Here is a 17,790-nt window from a genome sequence, read left to right on the forward strand (position 1 = left end):
CGCAGGTTCAAATCCTGTCCCCGCAACCAAATGGTCCCGTGGTGTAGTGGTTAACATGCCTGCCTGTCACGCAGGAGATCGCCGGTTCGACCCCGGTCGGGACCGCCATTTTATATAAAGAAAAGAACGAAACATGTTGTTTCGTATTTTTTTATTTGTTTTAACAAAAAACTAATAAAGACAGTCAAACTATCCTTAGGAAAACTCCTAAGGACTTTTTTATATATTCAAAACCTGTATAATAAAGAGCAGAGAACATTGTGAGTAAAGTAGGTGAAGTCTGTGAGTAAATATGAAATAACAACAAAATCATCTGAGGAAACACAAAGATTATCAGAAAAACTTGGTGAACTTGCTCAGGCACAAGATGTAATTATTTTAGAAGGAGATCTAGGGGCTGGTAAGACGACTTTTACAAAGGGACTAGCAAAAGGTCTTGGAGTGAAAAGAGTTGTAAATAGCCCTACCTTTAATATTATTAAAGAATATAAAGGGAGATTACCGCTATATCATATGGACGTGTATCGCTTAGCAGAAAGTGAAGAAGACTTAGGTTTTGATGAGTATTTCTATGGTGAAGGAATTACGGTAGTAGAATGGGCTCATTTAATAGAAGCATATTTACCAAATGAGAAGCTACAAATTAGTTTATTCCATGCTGGAGATGACACAAGAAACATTGTACTCGAGCCGATTGGAGATCGCTATATTAGATTATGTGAGGAGCTATTACAAGATGAAAGTACTAGCAATTGATACTTCAAATTATGTAATGGGTGTATCCCTTATTGAAGAAGGAAACGTAATTGGGGAAATCATTACAAATTTAACAAAAAATCATTCTGTGCGTCTTATGCCAGCTGTAGAACAACTGTTAAAAGAATGCGGTGTAAAACCAAAAGAATTAACTAAAATAGTTGTAGCTGCTGGACCAGGATCATATACAGGTGTTCGTATAGGTGTGACAGCTGCAAAAACATTAGCTTGGTCACTTCAAATACCAATTGTAGGTGTATCAAGTTTAGAAGTAGTGGCTGCAAACGGAGCTAATTTTGATGGATTAATCTGTCCTTTATTCGATGGAAGACGTGGACAAATTTATACTGGCTTATATACATATGAAGGAGAGGATTTAACTTCTATAGAGGAAGACCGAATCATCCTTATTGTAGACTGGTTGCAAATGTTAAAAGATAAAGGAAAGCCTGTTTTATTTATTGGTAACGATGTGAAACTACACAAAGAAACAATTATCGAACATTTAGGCGATCAAGCTGTCTTTGCTCCTTTCACTAAAAATAACCCAAGACCAAGTGAGCTAGCGTTCTTAGGATTACAAAAAGAAGAACAAGATGTACATTCATTTGTTCCTAGTTACCTTCGTTTAGCTGAAGCTGAAACAAAGTGGTTAGAAAGTCAAAATAAGTAGGAGCTTGCAGAGAATGGATATGATATTTAGAAAGATGGAACTCGATGATATTGCTCAAATTGTAGCTATTGAAGAAGCATCTTTTTCAACTCCTTGGACTGCAGATGCCTTTCACCGTGAGTTAACGATGAATGAACATGCACATTATGTTGTGCTAGAAAAAGATGGTCGTGTAATTGGGTATTGTGGATTGTGGATAATTATTGATGAATCACATATAACAAATATAGCTATTTTGCCAGAATACAGAGGTCAAAAGCTAGGAGATGCTTTATTAAAAGAAGTTATTTCCGAGGCGAAAACTCTAGGTGTAAAAACGATGACACTTGAAGTACGTGTATCAAATGAAGTAGCAAAACAGTTATACAGAAAATACGGATTTCAAAATGGTGGAATTCGTAAACGATACTATGCAGACAATCAGGAAGATGGTCTCGTAATGTGGGTGAATATATAATGGAAAAAAATACGATTATACTTGGTATTGAAACAAGTTGTGATGAAACAGCAGTAGCGGTTGTTAAAAATGGAACGGAAATTATTGCGAATGTTGTTGCATCACAAATTGAAAGTCATAAACGTTTTGGCGGAGTTGTACCAGAGATTGCGTCCCGCCATCATGTAGAAGAAATTACAGTTGTATTAGAGGAAGCGTTAAAAGAAGCGAATATCACATTTGATGATATTGATGCAATTGCTGTCACAGAAGGACCTGGTTTAGTAGGAGCGCTTCTAATAGGGGTGAACGCAGCGAAAGCAGTGGCATTTGCACATGATATCCCTCTAGTTGGTGTTCATCATATCGCTGGCCACATTTATGCGAACCGTTTAGTAAAAGAAGTTCAATTCCCATTACTATCACTTGTTGTCTCTGGTGGGCATACAGAGCTTGTTTATATGAAAGAACATGGTTCATTTGAAGTAATTGGTGAAACGCGAGATGATGCAGCAGGAGAGGCATATGATAAAGTAGCTCGTACGTTATCTATGCCATATCCAGGTGGTCCTCATATTGATCGACTTGCACATGAAGGAGAACCAACAATTGATTTACCTCGTGCATGGCTAGAACCGGATTCGTATGATTTCAGTTTTAGCGGATTGAAATCAGCAGTTATCAACACTGTGCATAACGCAAAACAACGCGGGATAGAAATTGCACCGGAAGATTTAGCAGCAAGTTTCCAAGAGAGTGTAATTGACGTATTAGTAACGAAAGCATCTCGTGCAGCGGATGCTTATAACGTAAAGCAAGTGCTTCTTGCTGGTGGAGTAGCTGCGAATAAAGGACTGCGTGCACGTTTAGAAGCAGAATTTGCACAAAAAGAAAATGTAGAGCTAATTATTCCTCCTCTATCTTTATGTACAGATAATGCAGCTATGATTGCGGCGGCAGGTACAATTGCATATGAACAAGGAAAACGTGCTACATTAGCTTTAAATGCAAATCCAGGATTAGATATTGAAGCGTAGTTATGCACAAAATTAACCACAGCTTGTGGATAAAACCCATATTATCTGTTGATAATATGGGTTTTATTGTGTATATAAAATGTTGATAACTTTTTTGTTGATTGTGGATAATGTGGAAAAGTTATTTAGATGTTTATTTTATAAAGGTGGATATGTGTATAAACTTGTGGATAAAACAGATAAAGTCTGACCTTTGAATCTATCCTTTTTCGGGAAATAAAAACGAAGAAGGTATCTCTAAAAAACATTTTGAAATATGCCCTTATTATAAGGGAGGCTAACATTGTCAAACCTTGTCGGAAAATCGATACCTCGTGTCGAATCGTTTATGCAATAGAGGTTGACCATGGCTAGAAGATAAGAAGGATGTCTCATCGTCAAAAATCCCGACTGATGAGACATCCTTCTTATTTATACTCTTATAAATGCAATTCTTCCCATTCTGCCATACGAGCATCAAGTTGTTCTTGTAGTGTTTGCTTTTTCGTTGTAATTTCACTAGCCTTTTCATAATCTGCATATATTTCTGGTAAGCAAAGTTGATCTTCTAACGTAGCAATTTCTTCTTCAAATTGTACAATATTTTGTTCTAGTTCCTCGATTTTTCGAGTACGTTGACGCTCTAACTTTTTGCGCTCTTTTTCTTCGAGATAATTTAATTTTTCTGGAGCTACAGTTTTTTGAACAGGTGCCTGATTTTCTTGCTGTTCTTGCTGTTCAAGTTCTGCACGTTCAATCATTTCATTTTTCTTTTCAACGTAGTAATCGTAATCCCCTAAATATTCCTGTGCACCTTCTGTTGATAACTCAACCACAGTCGTTGTTACACGATTAATAAAATAGCGGTCATGTGAGACAAATAGAAGAGTACCAGGATAATCGATTAAAGCATTCTCTAGGATTTCTTTACTATTTAAATCAAGATGGTTTGTAGGTTCATCGAGAATTAATAAATTCGATTTTTGCATCATAAGTTTTGCAAGAGCTAACCGAGCCTTTTGTCCACCACTAAGAGAAGAGACGGGCTTTAGTACATCATCTCCTGTGAATAAGAAGTTACCTAGTATCGTGCGAATTTCTTTTTCAGGTTGTAGTGGATATTCATCCCATAGCTCATTTAAAACGCGCTTAGAAGATGTTAAATTAGCTTGTTCCTGATCATAATAACCAACAGAGACATTAGATCCGAAAGAAACCTCACCATGTAATAGTGGTAACTTATTCACAATGGATTTTAATAATGTGGATTTCCCAATTCCATTTGGACCAACTAAAGCAACACTATCTCCGCGAGTTAAGCGCATTGTTACATGTTCAATAATTGGATCCTTATCATAGCCGATAGTTGCATCCTTTACTTGTAACACATCATTTCCGCTTTGTTTTTCAATATCGAAGTGGAAGGAAGCTGACTTAGAGTCACCTAATGGTCTTGTTAATAATTCCATACGGTCTAATTGTTTACGACGGCTTTGCGCACGTTTTGTCGTAGATGCACGAGCTATATTTTTTTGGACGAAGTCCTCTAGCTTAGCGATTTCATCTTGTTGTTTTTCATAACGTTTCATTTCTTGCTCGTATAGTGCTGATTTTAAGTCTAAATATTTACTGTAGTTACCAACAAATCGTCTACTTTCTTTATTCGAAATTTCATATACTTGTGTAACAAGTTTATCTAAGAAATAACGGTCATGGGAAACGATTAATATTGCGCCAGGATAACCTTGTAAATATTGTTCAAGCCATGTTAATGTTTCGATATCTAAATGGTTTGTAGGCTCGTCCAAAATAAGTAAGTCTGGTTTCGTTAATAATAATTTACCGAGAGCTAATCGTGTTTTTTGTCCACCGCTTAATGTCGAAATCGTCGTCTGGTGCGTTTCAACGGGGAAGCCAAGACCGCTTAAAATCGAACGGATATCTGCTTCGTACTGATAGCCACCTTGATCTTTATAATCTAATTGTAATTGGTCATAATCAGCTAATAATCTTTCATATATAGCCTCGTTTGAAAAGTTTTCTTCTTTTCCCATCTCTTGCTCTAGCCTTCGAAGTTTTGTCTCCATTTGCTGCAAGTGTGTAAAGACGGTTAGCATTTCATCCCAAATTGTTAAAGATGTTTCTAAACCGGTATTTTGAGCTAAATATCCAATTGAGACATCTTTCGGTTTTATAATTTCTCCACCATCATGAGATAGCTCACCCGCTATTATTTTTAATAATGTAGATTTTCCAGCGCCATTTCGTCCGACTAATGCGATACGATCTTTCGTTTGAACTTCTAATTTTATATTTGAAAGAATCGTTTCTGCACCGTATAATTTCGAAAGCGCGTTTACTTGTAATAAAATCAATGTTTTCACCTCAAATAATTTCTTAACTTTGCCATGTTTATATTTCTCAATCATACTAAAAATAGTGTATAGTTTAAAATACAGAGAGAATACTTCTTCTTTCTATTATACAAGGAATTTAATAAGTGCTAAACTTCTGTATTTGATTAAAGCATATGAATAAAGATAGGAAGAGAGGAGAGGTTATATGGAGCAGCAGAAAATTCCACAAGCCACTGCTAAGAGATTGCCTCTATACTATCGATTTATCCAAAACTTATCTTTGTCTGGTAAGCAACGTGTTTCATCAGCCGAATTAAGTGAAGCGGTAAAGGTTGATTCCGCAACGATTCGAAGAGATTTCTCATACTTTGGAGCATTAGGAAAAAAAGGATATGGATATAACGTAAATTATTTATTATCATTTTTCCGTGAAACACTCGACCAAGATGATATAACACGTGTAGCGCTTATTGGAGTAGGTAATTTAGGGACCGCTTTCTTACATTATAATTTCACGAAAAACAATAATACAAAAATTGAAATGGCGTTTGATATTAGTGAAGAGAAAGTTGGAACAGAAATCGGAGGCATTCCTGTATATCACTTAGATGAATTAGAAGAACGTTTATCATCTGATATACAAGTGGCAATATTAACAGTACCCGCTACAGTAGCACAATCTGTAGCTGATAGATTGGCAGAAACAAACGTGCATGGTATTTTGAATTTCACACCAGCGCGCTTAAATGTGTCAGAAAATATAAGAATTCATCATATTGATTTAGCAGTAGAGTTACAAACATTAGTTTACTTTTTGAAGAATTATCCACAATAAAACGCAGAGGAAGCGACCTCTGCGTTTTATTATTGTTTTTTCTTTGTGAATTTAACTAAGATGAGGCGAAGTGCCAAATTAAAATCAATCGTTGCCATAACTGCAAATAGTATTGTCCACATATTCCAGATTGTATCTGTGACATTCCTAATGGCTAGATGTGTAAAGATACATCCTAGAAGGAAGTACAATACAGCCATGAACAATGGTGAGTTTCTCATACTAAAAATCCTCCGATAAAGCCTTGCATTTTTTCAGCTTCTTTAATCATTTCTTGAATTTGTTCGTTACTCATTAAAACTTGGGCAACTGCAACTAATGTATTCATTGCAACATGAGCTGCAATTGGAACGATAATACGCTTCGTTTTTACATATAAGAAGGCGAATACGAGACCCATAGCAGTGTATACCAATAAGTGAGTAAAATCAAAATGAATTGCCGCAAATACAAGGGAACTAATGATAGCGGCAATAAAGAAGTTAAACTTCTTATAAAGTGTACCAAATAAAATTTTTCTAAATACGATTTCTTCCAAAATAGGTCCTATTATAGAGATGACGATAAGGAACCAAGGTGTCGTTCTTGCGATATCCATAAGTCTCGCTGTATTTTCAGATCCAGGTTTAATACCTAATACATACATTTCGATCATACCAGCAATACTTTGCGAGAAAAATGCTAAGAAGAACCCGATAAAAATCCAACCAATCGTAGCTGGAACAGTAGAACGCTTTGTATCTAAATGTCTGTCGCGAATATCTGTTCTAAGTAACCAAAGTACGATACATAATGCAATAAAGAAGCTAATGATTGCCCAGTGACCAGTTATGAGTTGAAATTTCTCTTCCCTAGTGAATCCCTTGTTATCATAAAGTCCAGTTTTCAGGAGAAGTGGTAATCCAGCAATTGATGATAACTGCATTAAAATGTATGTAACGATAACCCACCAATATTGTTTTTTCAAATGGTTTAACCATCCTTTCTAACTCTAGTGTATGAGATAAGGTAGGATAACATGTAAATATGCTACCTACGATATAAACCTTACTTAAATTATGTTTTTTTTGTAAATCCTTATTTGAAATTATAATAGAAGACAGGAGAAAGTTGTGTGTGTAGCGAAAACAACTTAGGGTGTCCTTTCATATTGTAACATACGAGTAGTGGAAACAACGATTCATATAGTAAAGGTAGAAGAAGAGGAACTCTATATAGAAAAATTTATAGCGTAATTTGCGAAAAAATTATGATTTTTTTACTTGCAAAAGAAATTGAGATTATTTATTATTATAAGTGTGTTAGCACTCGGGTGACTTGAGTGCTAATAAATAAAATTTACATAACAAAATGAGGAGGTTATTGTTCATGCTAAAGCCATTAGGTGATCGCGTTGTAATTGAGCTTGTTCAAGCGGAAGAAAAAACAGCAAGTGGTATTGTATTACCAGACACAGCAAAAGAAAAACCACAAGAGGGTAAAGTTATTGCAGTAGGTACTGGTCGAGTGCTTGAAAATGGTGAGCGTGTTGCTTTAGAGGTAGCAGCAGGTGATCTTATCATCTTCTCAAAATATGCAGGTACTGAAGTGAAATATGAAGGTACAGACTACTTGATTTTACGTGAAAGTGACATTTTAGCAGTTATCGGTTAATTATATAAATCTTAAAAAATCCAAGGGGGTCAATTATTATGGCAAAAGATATTAAATTTAGTGAAGAAGCACGTCGTTCGATGCTTCGCGGTGTCGACACTCTTGCAAATGCAGTAAAAGTAACGCTTGGACCAAAAGGTCGTAACGTTGTTCTTGAGAAAAAATTCGGTTCACCACTTATTACAAATGACGGTGTAACAATCGCAAAAGAAATTGAATTAGAAGATGCATTCGAAAACATGGGTGCGAAATTAGTAGCAGAAGTTGCTAGCAAAACAAATGATGTAGCTGGTGACGGAACAACAACTGCAACTGTATTAGCACAAGCTATGATTCGTGAAGGTCTTAAAAACGTAACAGCTGGTGCGAACCCAATGGGTCTTCGTAAAGGTATCGAAAAAGCTGTAGTTGCTGCAGTAGAAGAATTAAAAACGATTTCTAAACCAATTGAAGGTAAATCTTCTATCGCACAAGTAGCTGCTATTTCTGCTGCTGACGAAGAAGTAGGTCAATTAATCGCTGAAGCAATGGAGCGCGTTGGTAACGACGGCGTTATTACTTTAGAAGAATCTAAAGGTTTTACAACAGAATTAGACGTAGTAGAAGGTATGCAATTTGATCGTGGATATGCATCTCCTTACATGATTACTGATTCTGACAAAATGGAAGCAGTTCTTGATAACCCATATATCTTAATCACTGACAAAAAGATTTCTAACATTCAAGAAATCTTACCAGTATTAGAGCAAGTGGTACAACAAGGTAAACCGCTTCTTATCATTGCTGAAGATGTAGAAGGCGAAGCGTTAGCTACATTAGTAGTGAATAAACTTCGTGGTACATTCAATGTAGTAGCTGTTAAAGCTCCTGGATTTGGTGACCGTCGTAAAGCAATGCTAGAAGATATCGCAATCTTAACTGGTGGCGAAGTAATCACTGAAGAATTAGGCCGTGACTTAAAATCTGCTACAGTTGAATCTTTAGGACGCGCTGGTAAAGTTGTTGTAACGAAAGAAAACACAACTGTAGTTGAAGGTGTAGGAAGCACAGAACAAATCGAAGCTCGCATCGGTCAAATCCGTGCGCAATTAGAAGAAACAACTTCTGAATTCGATCGTGAAAAATTACAAGAACGTCTTGCAAAACTTGCAGGTGGCGTAGCAGTAATTAAAGTAGGTGCAGCAACTGAAACTGAGTTAAAAGAGCGCAAACTTCGCATTGAAGATGCACTTAACTCAACTCGTGCAGCAGTAGAAGAAGGTATCGTTGCAGGTGGTGGTACTTCACTTATGAACGTATACACAAAAGTAGCTTCTATCGTAGCTGAAGGCGACGAAGCAACAGGTATCAACATCGTACTTCGTGCACTAGAAGAGCCAGTTCGCCAAATCGCAATCAACGCTGGTCTAGAAGGATCTGTAGTTGTAGAGCGTCTAAAAGGCGAAAAAGTAGGCGTTGGTTTCAACGCAGCTACTGGCGAGTGGGTTAACATGCTTGAAACTGGTATCGTAGATCCAGCTAAAGTAACTCGCTCTGCACTTCAAAACGCAGCATCTGTTGCAGCTATGTTCTTAACAACTGAAGCTGTAGTTGCTGACAAGCCAGAACCAAATGCACCAGCAATGCCTGACATGGGCGGCATGGGCATGGGCGGTATGGGCGGAATGATGTAATAAGCATCACTCTGTGAAGCTGTTCAATGTATAAATAGTTAATTAGAAGAAGGCTACTTCCTTGATGAGAGGAGGTAGTCTTTTTGTGTTTTTAAAATTTGCATAAAAGGAATTTCTTGAAGACCGTAAGCTTGGGAATATAACGAGGGTAAATATCAAAATTATGAGGTTCTATTAGGTAGTTTTATTAATTAGTGTCACGATAATGATATTTTGAATGTTGAAGAAGTTAAAAATCTTTATGTGAAAAGCTATTTACGTCATTCTAAGATACAAAACCTCAAATGTTTAATGTGTTTCGGCAATTTGATAAGATTGCAGAAGAACTAATGCATGCTGCTGAAAAGTTTCGTAATGCTGATGAACGTTATGATGGTAATTTAGTTGATAGAAGTTTATCTAATGAAAAGATAGAAGCAGGAGAAATGGGCGACAAACCTTCTGAAAAATCTATGCTGAGAAAAATTTGGGATGGTATATATGTTGGCTCTGGGCAAGTTATTGGGGAGATTGTAGAAGGATTTGATTCATTAGACGATACAGTAACAAAGGAAAATATTAAGTATGCTATAGGTCACCCTATAGAGACAGTTTCTACCGCTTGGAATACTGTTTCGGATTCATTTATGAATGATTTTTGGCATGGTGATGCGGAAAGTCGTACAAAATGGGGCACAAGTATTTTTATGGGACTTGGATTGGGATGGATTGGGGATAAAGGAATAAGTAGAGCAGGGAAAGTAACTACATTAGGGATAAAAGCAGAACAGAGTATTTCTCATTTTTTAAATAAATTACAAGTGAGAGACCCCTTTGCCTATGCTGGTGATTTTAGAGATGTTCCAAAAACTTCTTTTAATTCTTTAGAAGAAGCACGAAATACATTTATGTTTGCTGACCCTGGTAATTTAAATACACCTAGATTCCAAGAATACCTTAGCCAAGTAGAAGAAATTACAAATAGGAAAATCCCTGAAAAACAGAGGGAGTTACTACAAGAACACATAGAAAATAATAGTTATGAACGATTAAGCAAAGAAGAAGTTGCAAAAAGAAGAAGCGAATTTGCTAGATTAAAAGATGATTTAAGAGAAGAGTGGGAACTGGAGACTAACCCAAAATGGCCTACTTATGAAGAAGAAATCCTTTCTAGAAGAGGAATACCACTAAGGCATGTAGATGACCCGTATGATGCACATCATTTTATTGAAAATGCACACGGTGGAGAACATGAGTGGTGGAATATACACCCAGCTAAATTTCCTACTGAACATCAAGGTGGGATTCATGGCAAGGAAGGTATTTCAAAAGAGATTTTTAAGAAAAAGTAAATAACGGAGGTATTAACGCTATGTTTAACTTTTTGAAAAAATATGTTGTAGCAGACAGAAGTGTACGTTCTAAACAAAAACCTATTTTTTATCCTATATATCAAGAAGAGATAGATGAAGCGGAAAGCTTATTACAAATGAAACTCCCAAAAGAACTGCAACGTTTTTATCAAGAAATAGGTTGTGGTTTTTTAAAGTCTGATAAAAGAATGTTTTTTAACAGATTTATGGACCCGATTTCAGTTGCGGATTTTCGCTTAAGACAGGATATTTACGAATATAATCCAAACCTAGATGATGTAGATGATGATGAATCATTAGTATTTTTCGAAGCAACAGAACTTAACTTTTTAACAATTAAATTTAAAGAGGAAAATGAATTAGGTCAATGTCCTATTTACTCTGAAGATGAGAAAATAGCGGATTCTTTAGAAGAATTTTTAATTAAAATGGACGAAAAGCCTGATTATTATATTTAATCTTATTAATAATTGCTTTAAGGATTAGGACTTGAAAAATAGCTAATAGTGAATAACAAAAAGCTTATGTATAACTTGCATAGGCTTTTATAGTGTCTATTAACTCTTTTGTTTGAGTGTATTTATGTCAGCGTAAGAGCTAGAACAGGTTGATGAAATTTTTATACGGATAGGTAAAAAAAATAGGAAGAAACTGATGATACGACTTTAGCTGTAGTAGCTGACAAACTAGGACCAATTACAACGGTAATGCCTGGCATGGGCGGGATGATGTAATCCTTTTCTAAAAAACGTCCATTTCTATATAGAAATGGACGTTTTTTAGAAAAGGAAATGAATTTCTGTAGAATTTTGTCGCTTTCTCTCTTGACCATACCGACACTTCATTGTTAGAATCTAGGAAGATAATATAAAACGATCCTTCATATATCCTCAAAGATAAGGTTTGAGAGTCTCTACCGGGTTACCGTAAACAACCTGACTATGAAGGCAGTGTGTCTTATATTTATAAAGAGCGGAAGACTATCTTTCTTTATAAAGCCAGACCCCTGCCTTTTCTTTGTTATGAGACTAGAGGCGGAGGACTGGCTTTTTTTATTATATTGGTAATGCTTTTCGCCTAATTGGTGAAAATATTTATATACGAGAACTAACGTTGGGGTGATTATTTTGAAGAAGCAACACGATACAATTATCGTTTTAGATTTTGGAAGTCAATACAATCAGTTAATAGCACGTCGAATTCGTGAGTTCGGTGTATACAGTGAACTTCATCCGCATACAATTACTGCAGAAGAAATTAAAGAAATAAATCCAAAAGGGATTATTTTCTCTGGTGGACCGAATAGTGTATACGGTGAAGGTGCATTACATTGTGATGAAAAAATCTTTGACCTAGGATTACCGATCTTCGGTATTTGTTACGGTATGCAGCTTATGACACAAAAATTCGGTGGTAAAGTAGAACGTGCAAACCACCGTGAGTACGGAAAAGCTGTTCTGAAAGTAGAGAACGAATCAAAATTATATGCGAACCTTCCAGAAGAACAAGTTGTATGGATGAGTCATGGTGACTTAGTAACTGGTTTACCTGAAGGGTTCGTAGTAGATGCAACAAGTGAGTCTTGTCCAATTGCTGGTATGAGCAATGAAGACAAAAACTTATACGGTGTACAATTCCACCCAGAAGTACGTCACTCTGAGCACGGTAACGATTTAATTAAAAACTTCGTATTCGGCGTATGTGGTTGTTCTGAAGGATGGAACATGGAGAACTTTATCGAAGTAGAATTAGAGAAAATCCGTGAAACTGTTGGAGACAAAAAAGTTCTATGCGCACTTAGCGGCGGTGTAGACTCTTCTGTTGTAGCAGTATTAATTCATAAAGCAATCGGCGATCAGTTAACATGTATTTTCGTAGACCACGGTTTACTTCGTAAAGGCGAAGCAGAAGGTGTTATGAAAACATTTAGTGAAGGCTTCCATATGAACGTTATTAAAGTGGATGCAAAAGAACGCTTCATGAACAAGTTAAAAGGTGTAGAAGATCCAGAACAAAAACGTAAAATCATCGGTAACGAATTCATTTATGTATTTGATGATGAAGCTTCTAAGTTAGAAGGAATGGACTTCTTAGCACAAGGTACACTGTACACAGATATCGTTGAAAGTGGTACAGCAACTGCACAAACAATTAAATCTCACCATAACGTTGGTGGACTTCCAGAAGACATGCAGTTCAAATTAATTGAGCCTTTAAACACGTTATTTAAAGATGAAGTACGTGTATTAGGATCAGAACTAGGAATTCCTGATGAAATCGTATGGCGTCAACCATTCCCAGGCCCTGGTCTTGGTATTCGTGTATTAGGTGAAATCACAGAAGAGAAATTAGAAATCGTTCGTGAATCTGATGCGATTTTACGTGAAGAAATTATTAAAGCGGGCTTAGATCGTGAAATTTGGCAATACTTCACTGCGCTTCCTGGTATGCGTAGCGTAGGTGTTATGGGTGACGAGCGTACGTACGATTACACAGTAGGTATCCGTGCAGTAACATCTATCGACGGTATGACAGCTGACTGGGCACGTATCCCTTGGGACGTATTAGAGAAAATCTCTGTACGTATCGTAAACGAAGTAAAACACGTTAACCGTATCGTGTATGATGTAACGAGTAAGCCACCAGCAACGATTGAGTGGGAATAGTATTTATAAAAAGGTCCATCTATTACTTATGTATAGATGGATCTTTTTGTTTTAGGGTTAATACGAACGAAATTATAAATATTTATAAAAATGTTCGTTTTTAAATTGACAAAACTACTTCATCGAGTTAATATGAGTATGTAATTCAAACGAAAAGTGAATATTATGCCGTCGTATAATATCGGGGATATGGCCCGAAAGTTTCTACCTAGCTACCGTAAATGGCTTGACTACGAGGCGTTTTTATAAAGGTGAGGGGAATCTTATCTTTATTCATAGAACGCTTCCATGTATATGCAATGGAAGCCTTTTTTATTTTTAATAGATAAAAGAGGGCTAGGAGATTACGGCGAGTAATCATATAACGGGGGAAACGTAAGATGAAACGCTATTTTCAGTTTGATGAACTCGGCACGAATTATAAAACAGAGTTCATAGCAGGTTTAACGACATTTTTATCTATGGCTTACGTACTATTTGTCAATCCTGCTACGCTGTCACTTGGAAATGTTAAAGGATTACCGGCAGGTACAGGAATGGATCCAGGTGCAGTATTCGTTGCTACAGCATTAGCAGCAGCGATTGGTTCGTTAATTATGGGTATTTTCGCGAAGTATCCAATTGCTTTAGCGCCAGGTATGGGAATTAACGCGTTCTTTGCTTATACAGCAGTGTTAACGATGGGTATTCCGTGGCAAACGGCAATTGCTGGAACGTTAATGTCAGGTATTATCTTTATTATTCTTACTGCTTCAGGTATTCGTGAAAAAATTATTAATGCAATTCCATCGGAGTTAAAGTTTGCAGTAGCGGCAGGTATCGGATTATTCATCGCTTTCCTTGGATTCCAAAATGCTGGAATTATCGTGAAAAATGATGCTGTTCTTGTTGGGTTGGGGGACTTAACAAAGGGCACAACGTTACTAGCAATTTTCGGAGTTGTTACGACAATTATCTTCATGATTAAGAAAGTAAATGGGGCAGTATTTTACGGTATGATTCTTACAGCAATCTTAGGAATAGCAACAGGATTAATTGATACTCCGAAAGCTGTAGTGGGAGCAATACCGAGTCTAGAACCAACGTTCGGTGCGGCGTTAACGCACTTTGGAGATATTTTCACTGTTCAAATGGGGATTGTTATTATAACGTTCTTCTTTATCGATTTCTTTGATACAGCAGGTACGCTTGTAGCGGTTGCGAATCAAGCAGGATTAATGAAGAACAATAAATTACCACGTGCAGGAAAAGCGTTATTTGCAGATGCGATTGCAACTGTAATTGGTGCGATCTTAGGTACATCAACAACAACGTCTTATATTGAATCTTCTGCAGGGGTAGCAGCGGGTGGACGTTCTGGATTTACAGCAGTTGTAACAGCAGGATTCTTTTTACTCGCGCTATTCTTCTCGCCATTACTAAGCGTTGTAACACCAGCTGTAACGGCGCCAGCTTTAATTATTGTAGGAATCTTGATGGTTTCATCTTTAGGAGAAATTGATTGGAAGAAATTCGAGATTGCAGTACCGGCATTCTTTACTATCATTTCAATGCCACTTACGTATAGTATCGCAACGGGAATTGCGATTGGGTTTATCTTCTATCCAATTACAATGGTAGTAAGTGGTCGTCGTAAAGAGATTCATCCAATTATGTATGTTATGGGAGTTTTATTTGTACTATATTTCATCTACGTTCGTAAATAAAAGGGGTTTTTGAAAGGTCTAGGCTTAAGGGGAGTCTAGACCTTTTTTGCGTCTTCAGAAAAACTTAAGGATTTCCGAGCGTTTTTCTTCAGAAGTTTTCCTATAATAGAAGTTAGGGATTAAAAAAGTGATGGGGGAGATATTGTGGCAAACGAAACAATACTTGTCGTAGATGATGAAAAAGAAATTAGGAATCTTATTACAATCTATTTAAAGAATGAAGGATATAAAGTATTGCAAGCAGGGGACGGCGAAGAAGGATTACGTTTACTAGAACAAAACGAAGTACATCTAGTCGTATTAGATATTATGATGCCGAAAGTAGACGGCATTCATATGTGTATGAAAGTAAGGGAAGAAAAAGAAATGCCAATTATTATGCTTTCCGCGAAAACGCAAGATATGGATAAGATTTTAGGGTTAACAACAGGGGCAGATGATTATGTAACGAAGCCATTTAATCCGTTAGAGTTAATCGCAAGAATTAAATCTCAGTTACGCCGTTATATGAAAATGAATGGTTTTTCTATTCAAAATGAGGACGAGCTAGAAATTGGAGAGATGAAAATCAACATCTCGACCCATAAAGTTATTGTAGAGGGAGAAGAAGTGAAACTGACCCCGAGGGAATTTTCAATTCTAGAATTACTAGCCCGTAATCCGGGTATGGTCTTTAGCGCGGAACAAATTTATGAAAAGGTTTGGAACGAAAGATCTTTCCAGTCGGATAACACGGTAATGGTTCATATTCGGAAAGTGCGTGAAAAGATTGAAGAGAATCCGAGGAAGCCAATTTATATAAAAACAGTATGGGGAGTGGGGTATAAGATTGAAAAAGATATTTAATCCATTTACTTATGTTAGGAAATTTCGAGAGTTAATCGGAAAGCTAGTAAAGAGTGTGAAACGGAGTGTGCGGATTCAACTTATTACGGCTTTTACTGCTTGTGCGTTATTAGGTCTCTTTGTATCAACGAAGATAGTAGCGCCTGTTTTTGAAGATGCTAGTCGACATGCTGAGATTAATTATAGAGATGGTATGGAACAAATTAATCGTAAAGCGCAAAGTACTGCGGAAATGATGGTTGATGCAAATAAATTAGATGCCGTACAAAGTATGATAGAGCTAGAAAATGAACATTTAGAGCAGGGGCAGGATGCTTTTAAAATATTAGTTACCGATGAAAATGGTAAGGTTTTGTATAAAACGAAGCAGGCACAAGAAGAACAAATTAATTTGCATAATACAATTCGTAATGCAACTTCGTTTGCTATCAATTATTCGAATAATAATGATATTGAAAGATCTAGAAAAGAGTTTATTACTTTCTCACCTATTACAATAGAAGGTAAGAATTTATATATGTTTGTGAGTGGAATTCCTCAAGGGGAAGTAGTGTATTATAAAGTAGAAGGCCCATTCCCATTTTTAATTGGTGTACTCGTATTCATTTTCTCTTTCTTTTATATAACAAAGAGAAAGATGAAACAAATTGAAGCGATGGCAGAAGGTGTAAAGGAAATCGAAAAAGGAAACTTAGCGTATCGTATTGAAAAGAAAGGTGAAGACGAGATTGCGTCTTTAACTGAGAATATTAATAATATGGCGGAAGAGCTTATGAATAATATAGAAAAGGAACGTAGATTAGAGAAGCAAAAGAATGAGCTTATTACGAATGTATCTCACGATTTACGTACACCACTGACTTCTATTATGGGTTACTTGCGATTACTTCGAGATTCTAAATATGAAAATAAAGAACAACATGATGAGTATACAAGAATTGCTTTTGCTAAATCGGAGCAGTTAAAGAATTTAATAGAAGATTTATTTGAGTATACGAAGTTAACGAATGAACAAGTTGTATTAGAAAAACAAGAAGTATGTGTAAATGAGTTGCTCGAGCAATTAATAGAAGAGTTAGTACCGCAAGCGGAAGAGCATGGACTTACGTTCGTTAAGAAGTTTCCTGAGGAACGTGCCTATGCAGCGATTGATTCGGAAAAGATGGTCCGTGTATTTGATAATCTATTAATGAACGCGATTAAGTATAGTAAAGATGATGGGGAAATCAAAGTTTCTCTTCAAAGGCAGCGCCGGGATATACAAATTGTAATTGCGAATCATAGTGAAGAGTTTACGAGAGAAGAGTTAGCGAGTTTATTTGAACGCTTTTATAAGAAAGATCAATCTAGAAGTAGGGCAACAGAAGGATCGGGCCTTGGATTGGCGATTGCGAAAAGTATTGTTGAATTACAAGGTGGTAGTATTCGGGCTGAATATGAGGATGGTATTATTCAGTTTATCGTCTCGTTACCAATTATAGAAAAATAATAAACGAATAGAATGGTATATGATAAAAAGGCTTACTTTAAAAGAAATAAGTCTTTTTATACTTTTTTAGAAAAACATGTTGACGATTAGAGATTAGAGGTGTAATATAAAACAAGTCGCCGATGACAACAACGTTGAAAGCGACAAACGAAATGAAAAACTTAGTTGACATTAACTAACGAAGATGTTAACATAAGGAAGTCGCAAATGAGCGACCAAGCAGTTCTTTGAAAACTGAACGAAACAAACAACGTGAAACGTCAATTTTTATTTTAGATGCTAGACAAACTAACTTTATTGGAGAGTTTGATCCTGGCTCAGGATGAACGCTG

At 36.4% G+C, this 17,790-nt stretch carries 16 protein-coding genes, 1 tRNA gene and 2 riboswitches; of the genes, 14 read left to right on the forward strand and 3 right to left on the reverse strand.

What is annotated here, in order from left to right:
- The first annotated feature begins 32 nt into the window (after positions 1-32).
- From MR070_RS26180 to tsaD, 5 genes are all read left to right on the forward strand, one after another.
- Positions 33-108 (forward strand) — tRNA-Asp (locus tag MR070_RS26180).
- A gap of 174 nt (positions 109-282) precedes the next feature.
- On the forward strand, positions 283-756 hold the full coding sequence (gene tsaE / locus MR070_RS26185) for a tRNA (adenosine(37)-N6)-threonylcarbamoyltransferase complex ATPase subunit type 1 TsaE (protein WP_000049631.1): 474 nt from the start codon (positions 283-285) through the stop codon (positions 754-756).
- Positions 737-1,429 (forward strand): tRNA (adenosine(37)-N6)-threonylcarbamoyltransferase complex dimerization subunit type 1 TsaB, encoded by a 693-nt coding sequence (gene tsaB, locus MR070_RS26190; RefSeq protein WP_001975528.1) that lies wholly within the window; start codon positions 737-739, stop codon positions 1,427-1,429. Before tsaE ends, tsaB begins: the two co-directional genes overlap by 20 nt.
- A 13-nt stretch (positions 1,430-1,442) precedes the next feature.
- Positions 1,443-1,886: a ribosomal protein S18-alanine N-acetyltransferase gene (gene rimI, locus MR070_RS26195; RefSeq protein WP_000367197.1), complete on the forward strand. Its 444-nt coding sequence runs from the start codon at positions 1,443-1,445 to the stop codon at positions 1,884-1,886.
- Positions 1,886-2,902: a tRNA (adenosine(37)-N6)-threonylcarbamoyltransferase complex transferase subunit TsaD gene (tsaD, locus tag MR070_RS26200; protein WP_000414588.1), complete on the forward strand. Its 1,017-nt coding sequence runs from the start codon at positions 1,886-1,888 to the stop codon at positions 2,900-2,902. The genes rimI and tsaD overlap by 1 nt, the downstream gene beginning before the upstream one ends.
- A 419-nt stretch (positions 2,903-3,321) precedes the next feature.
- Here tsaD and MR070_RS26205 read toward each other — a convergent pair whose 3' ends face one another.
- A complete protein-coding gene (locus MR070_RS26205) occupies positions 3,322-5,256 on the reverse strand; it encodes an ABC-F family ATP-binding cassette domain-containing protein (protein WP_277931350.1) in 1,935 nt (644 codons plus the stop codon).
- Positions 5,257-5,443: 187 nt separating this feature from the next.
- Here MR070_RS26205 and MR070_RS26210 point away from each other — a divergent pair, with 187 nt between their 5' ends.
- Positions 5,444-6,073, forward strand: a complete 630-nt coding sequence (locus MR070_RS26210) for a redox-sensing transcriptional repressor Rex (protein WP_044793681.1) — start codon at positions 5,444-5,446, stop codon at positions 6,071-6,073.
- Positions 6,074-6,102: 29 nt separating this feature from the next.
- On the opposite strand, the gene MR070_RS26215 is transcribed toward MR070_RS26210, so the two are convergent.
- On the reverse strand, positions 6,103-6,294 hold the full coding sequence (locus tag MR070_RS26215; RefSeq protein ID WP_001246209.1) for a YdiK family protein: 192 nt from the start codon (positions 6,292-6,294) through the stop codon (positions 6,103-6,105).
- Complete coding sequence (locus MR070_RS26220) at positions 6,291-7,040, reverse strand: CPBP family intramembrane glutamic endopeptidase (protein WP_044793680.1); 750 nt, start codon at positions 7,038-7,040, stop codon at positions 6,291-6,293. The genes MR070_RS26215 and MR070_RS26220 overlap by 4 nt, the downstream gene beginning before the upstream one ends.
- 401 nt (positions 7,041-7,441) lie before the next feature.
- On the opposite strand from MR070_RS26220, the gene groES reads away from it, so the two are divergent.
- The 8 genes from groES to MR070_RS26260 all read left to right on the forward strand — a co-directional run bounded on the left by groES (position 7,442) and on the right by MR070_RS26260 (position 17,458).
- Entirely contained in the window at positions 7,442-7,726 is a 285-nt protein-coding gene (groES, locus tag MR070_RS26225) for a co-chaperone GroES (RefSeq protein ID WP_000917306.1), read from the forward strand.
- A gap of 38 nt (positions 7,727-7,764) precedes the next feature.
- On the forward strand, positions 7,765-9,399 hold the full coding sequence (gene groL / locus MR070_RS26230) for a chaperonin GroEL (RefSeq protein ID WP_001029999.1): 1,635 nt from the start codon (positions 7,765-7,767) through the stop codon (positions 9,397-9,399).
- A 284-nt stretch (positions 9,400-9,683) separates the two neighbouring features.
- Positions 9,684-10,730 (forward strand): hypothetical protein, encoded by a 1,047-nt coding sequence (locus tag MR070_RS26235; RefSeq protein ID WP_242262266.1) that lies wholly within the window; start codon positions 9,684-9,686, stop codon positions 10,728-10,730.
- Positions 10,731-10,750: 20 nt separating this feature from the next.
- Positions 10,751-11,209 carry an SMI1/KNR4 family protein gene (locus tag MR070_RS26240; protein WP_000481697.1) on the forward strand — a complete coding sequence of 153 codons (459 nt, stop codon included), beginning with the start codon at positions 10,751-10,753 and terminating at the stop codon, positions 11,207-11,209.
- A 402-nt stretch (positions 11,210-11,611) separates the two neighbouring features.
- Positions 11,612-11,713, forward strand: a riboswitch (purine riboswitch).
- Between the two features lie 165 nt (positions 11,714-11,878).
- Entirely contained in the window at positions 11,879-13,417 is a 1,539-nt protein-coding gene (gene guaA / locus MR070_RS26245; protein ID WP_000743928.1) for a glutamine-hydrolyzing GMP synthase, read from the forward strand.
- A gap of 151 nt (positions 13,418-13,568) precedes the next feature.
- Positions 13,569-13,670: riboswitch (purine riboswitch) on the forward strand.
- Between the two features lie 127 nt (positions 13,671-13,797).
- Positions 13,798-15,123 carry an NCS2 family permease gene (locus MR070_RS26250; RefSeq protein ID WP_242262268.1) on the forward strand — a complete coding sequence of 442 codons (1,326 nt, stop codon included), beginning with the start codon at positions 13,798-13,800 and terminating at the stop codon, positions 15,121-15,123.
- Between the two features lie 144 nt (positions 15,124-15,267).
- Positions 15,268-15,969: a response regulator transcription factor gene (locus tag MR070_RS26255; RefSeq protein WP_242262269.1), complete on the forward strand. Its 702-nt coding sequence runs from the start codon at positions 15,268-15,270 to the stop codon at positions 15,967-15,969.
- Complete coding sequence (locus MR070_RS26260) at positions 15,953-17,458, forward strand: HAMP domain-containing sensor histidine kinase (protein WP_070805106.1); 1,506 nt, start codon at positions 15,953-15,955, stop codon at positions 17,456-17,458. Before MR070_RS26255 ends, MR070_RS26260 begins: the two co-directional genes overlap by 17 nt.
- Positions 17,459-17,790 lie beyond the last annotated feature (332 nt).

It is taken from the genome of Bacillus cereus group sp. BfR-BA-01453 (assembly GCF_022662915.1).
GTDB lineage: Bacteria > Bacillota > Bacilli > Bacillales > Bacillaceae_G > Bacillus_A > Bacillus_A paranthracis.

Excerpts from the sequence above, each read along its gene's own strand:
- MR070_RS26215 (WP_001246209.1), bottom strand. The coding sequence starts at position 6,294 with ATGAGAAACTCACCATTGTTCATGGCTGTATTGTACTTCCTTCTAGGA.
- MR070_RS26210 (WP_044793681.1), top strand. The coding sequence starts at position 5,444 with ATGGAGCAGCAGAAAATTCCACAAGCCACTGCTAAGAGATTGCCTCTA.
- rimI (WP_000367197.1), top strand. The coding sequence starts at position 1,443 with ATGGATATGATATTTAGAAAGATGGAACTCGATGATATTGCTCAAATT.
- MR070_RS26235 (WP_242262266.1), top strand. The coding sequence starts at position 9,684 with ATGTTTAATGTGTTTCGGCAATTTGATAAGATTGCAGAAGAACTAATG.
- tsaB (WP_001975528.1), top strand. The coding sequence starts at position 737 with ATGAAAGTACTAGCAATTGATACTTCAAATTATGTAATGGGTGTATCC.
- MR070_RS26250 (WP_242262268.1), top strand. The coding sequence starts at position 13,798 with ATGAAACGCTATTTTCAGTTTGATGAACTCGGCACGAATTATAAAACA.
- MR070_RS26240 (WP_000481697.1), top strand. The coding sequence starts at position 10,751 with ATGTTTAACTTTTTGAAAAAATATGTTGTAGCAGACAGAAGTGTACGT.
- groL (WP_001029999.1), top strand. The coding sequence starts at position 7,765 with ATGGCAAAAGATATTAAATTTAGTGAAGAAGCACGTCGTTCGATGCTT.
- tsaD (WP_000414588.1), top strand. The coding sequence starts at position 1,886 with ATGGAAAAAAATACGATTATACTTGGTATTGAAACAAGTTGTGATGAA.
- groES (WP_000917306.1), top strand. The coding sequence starts at position 7,442 with ATGCTAAAGCCATTAGGTGATCGCGTTGTAATTGAGCTTGTTCAAGCG.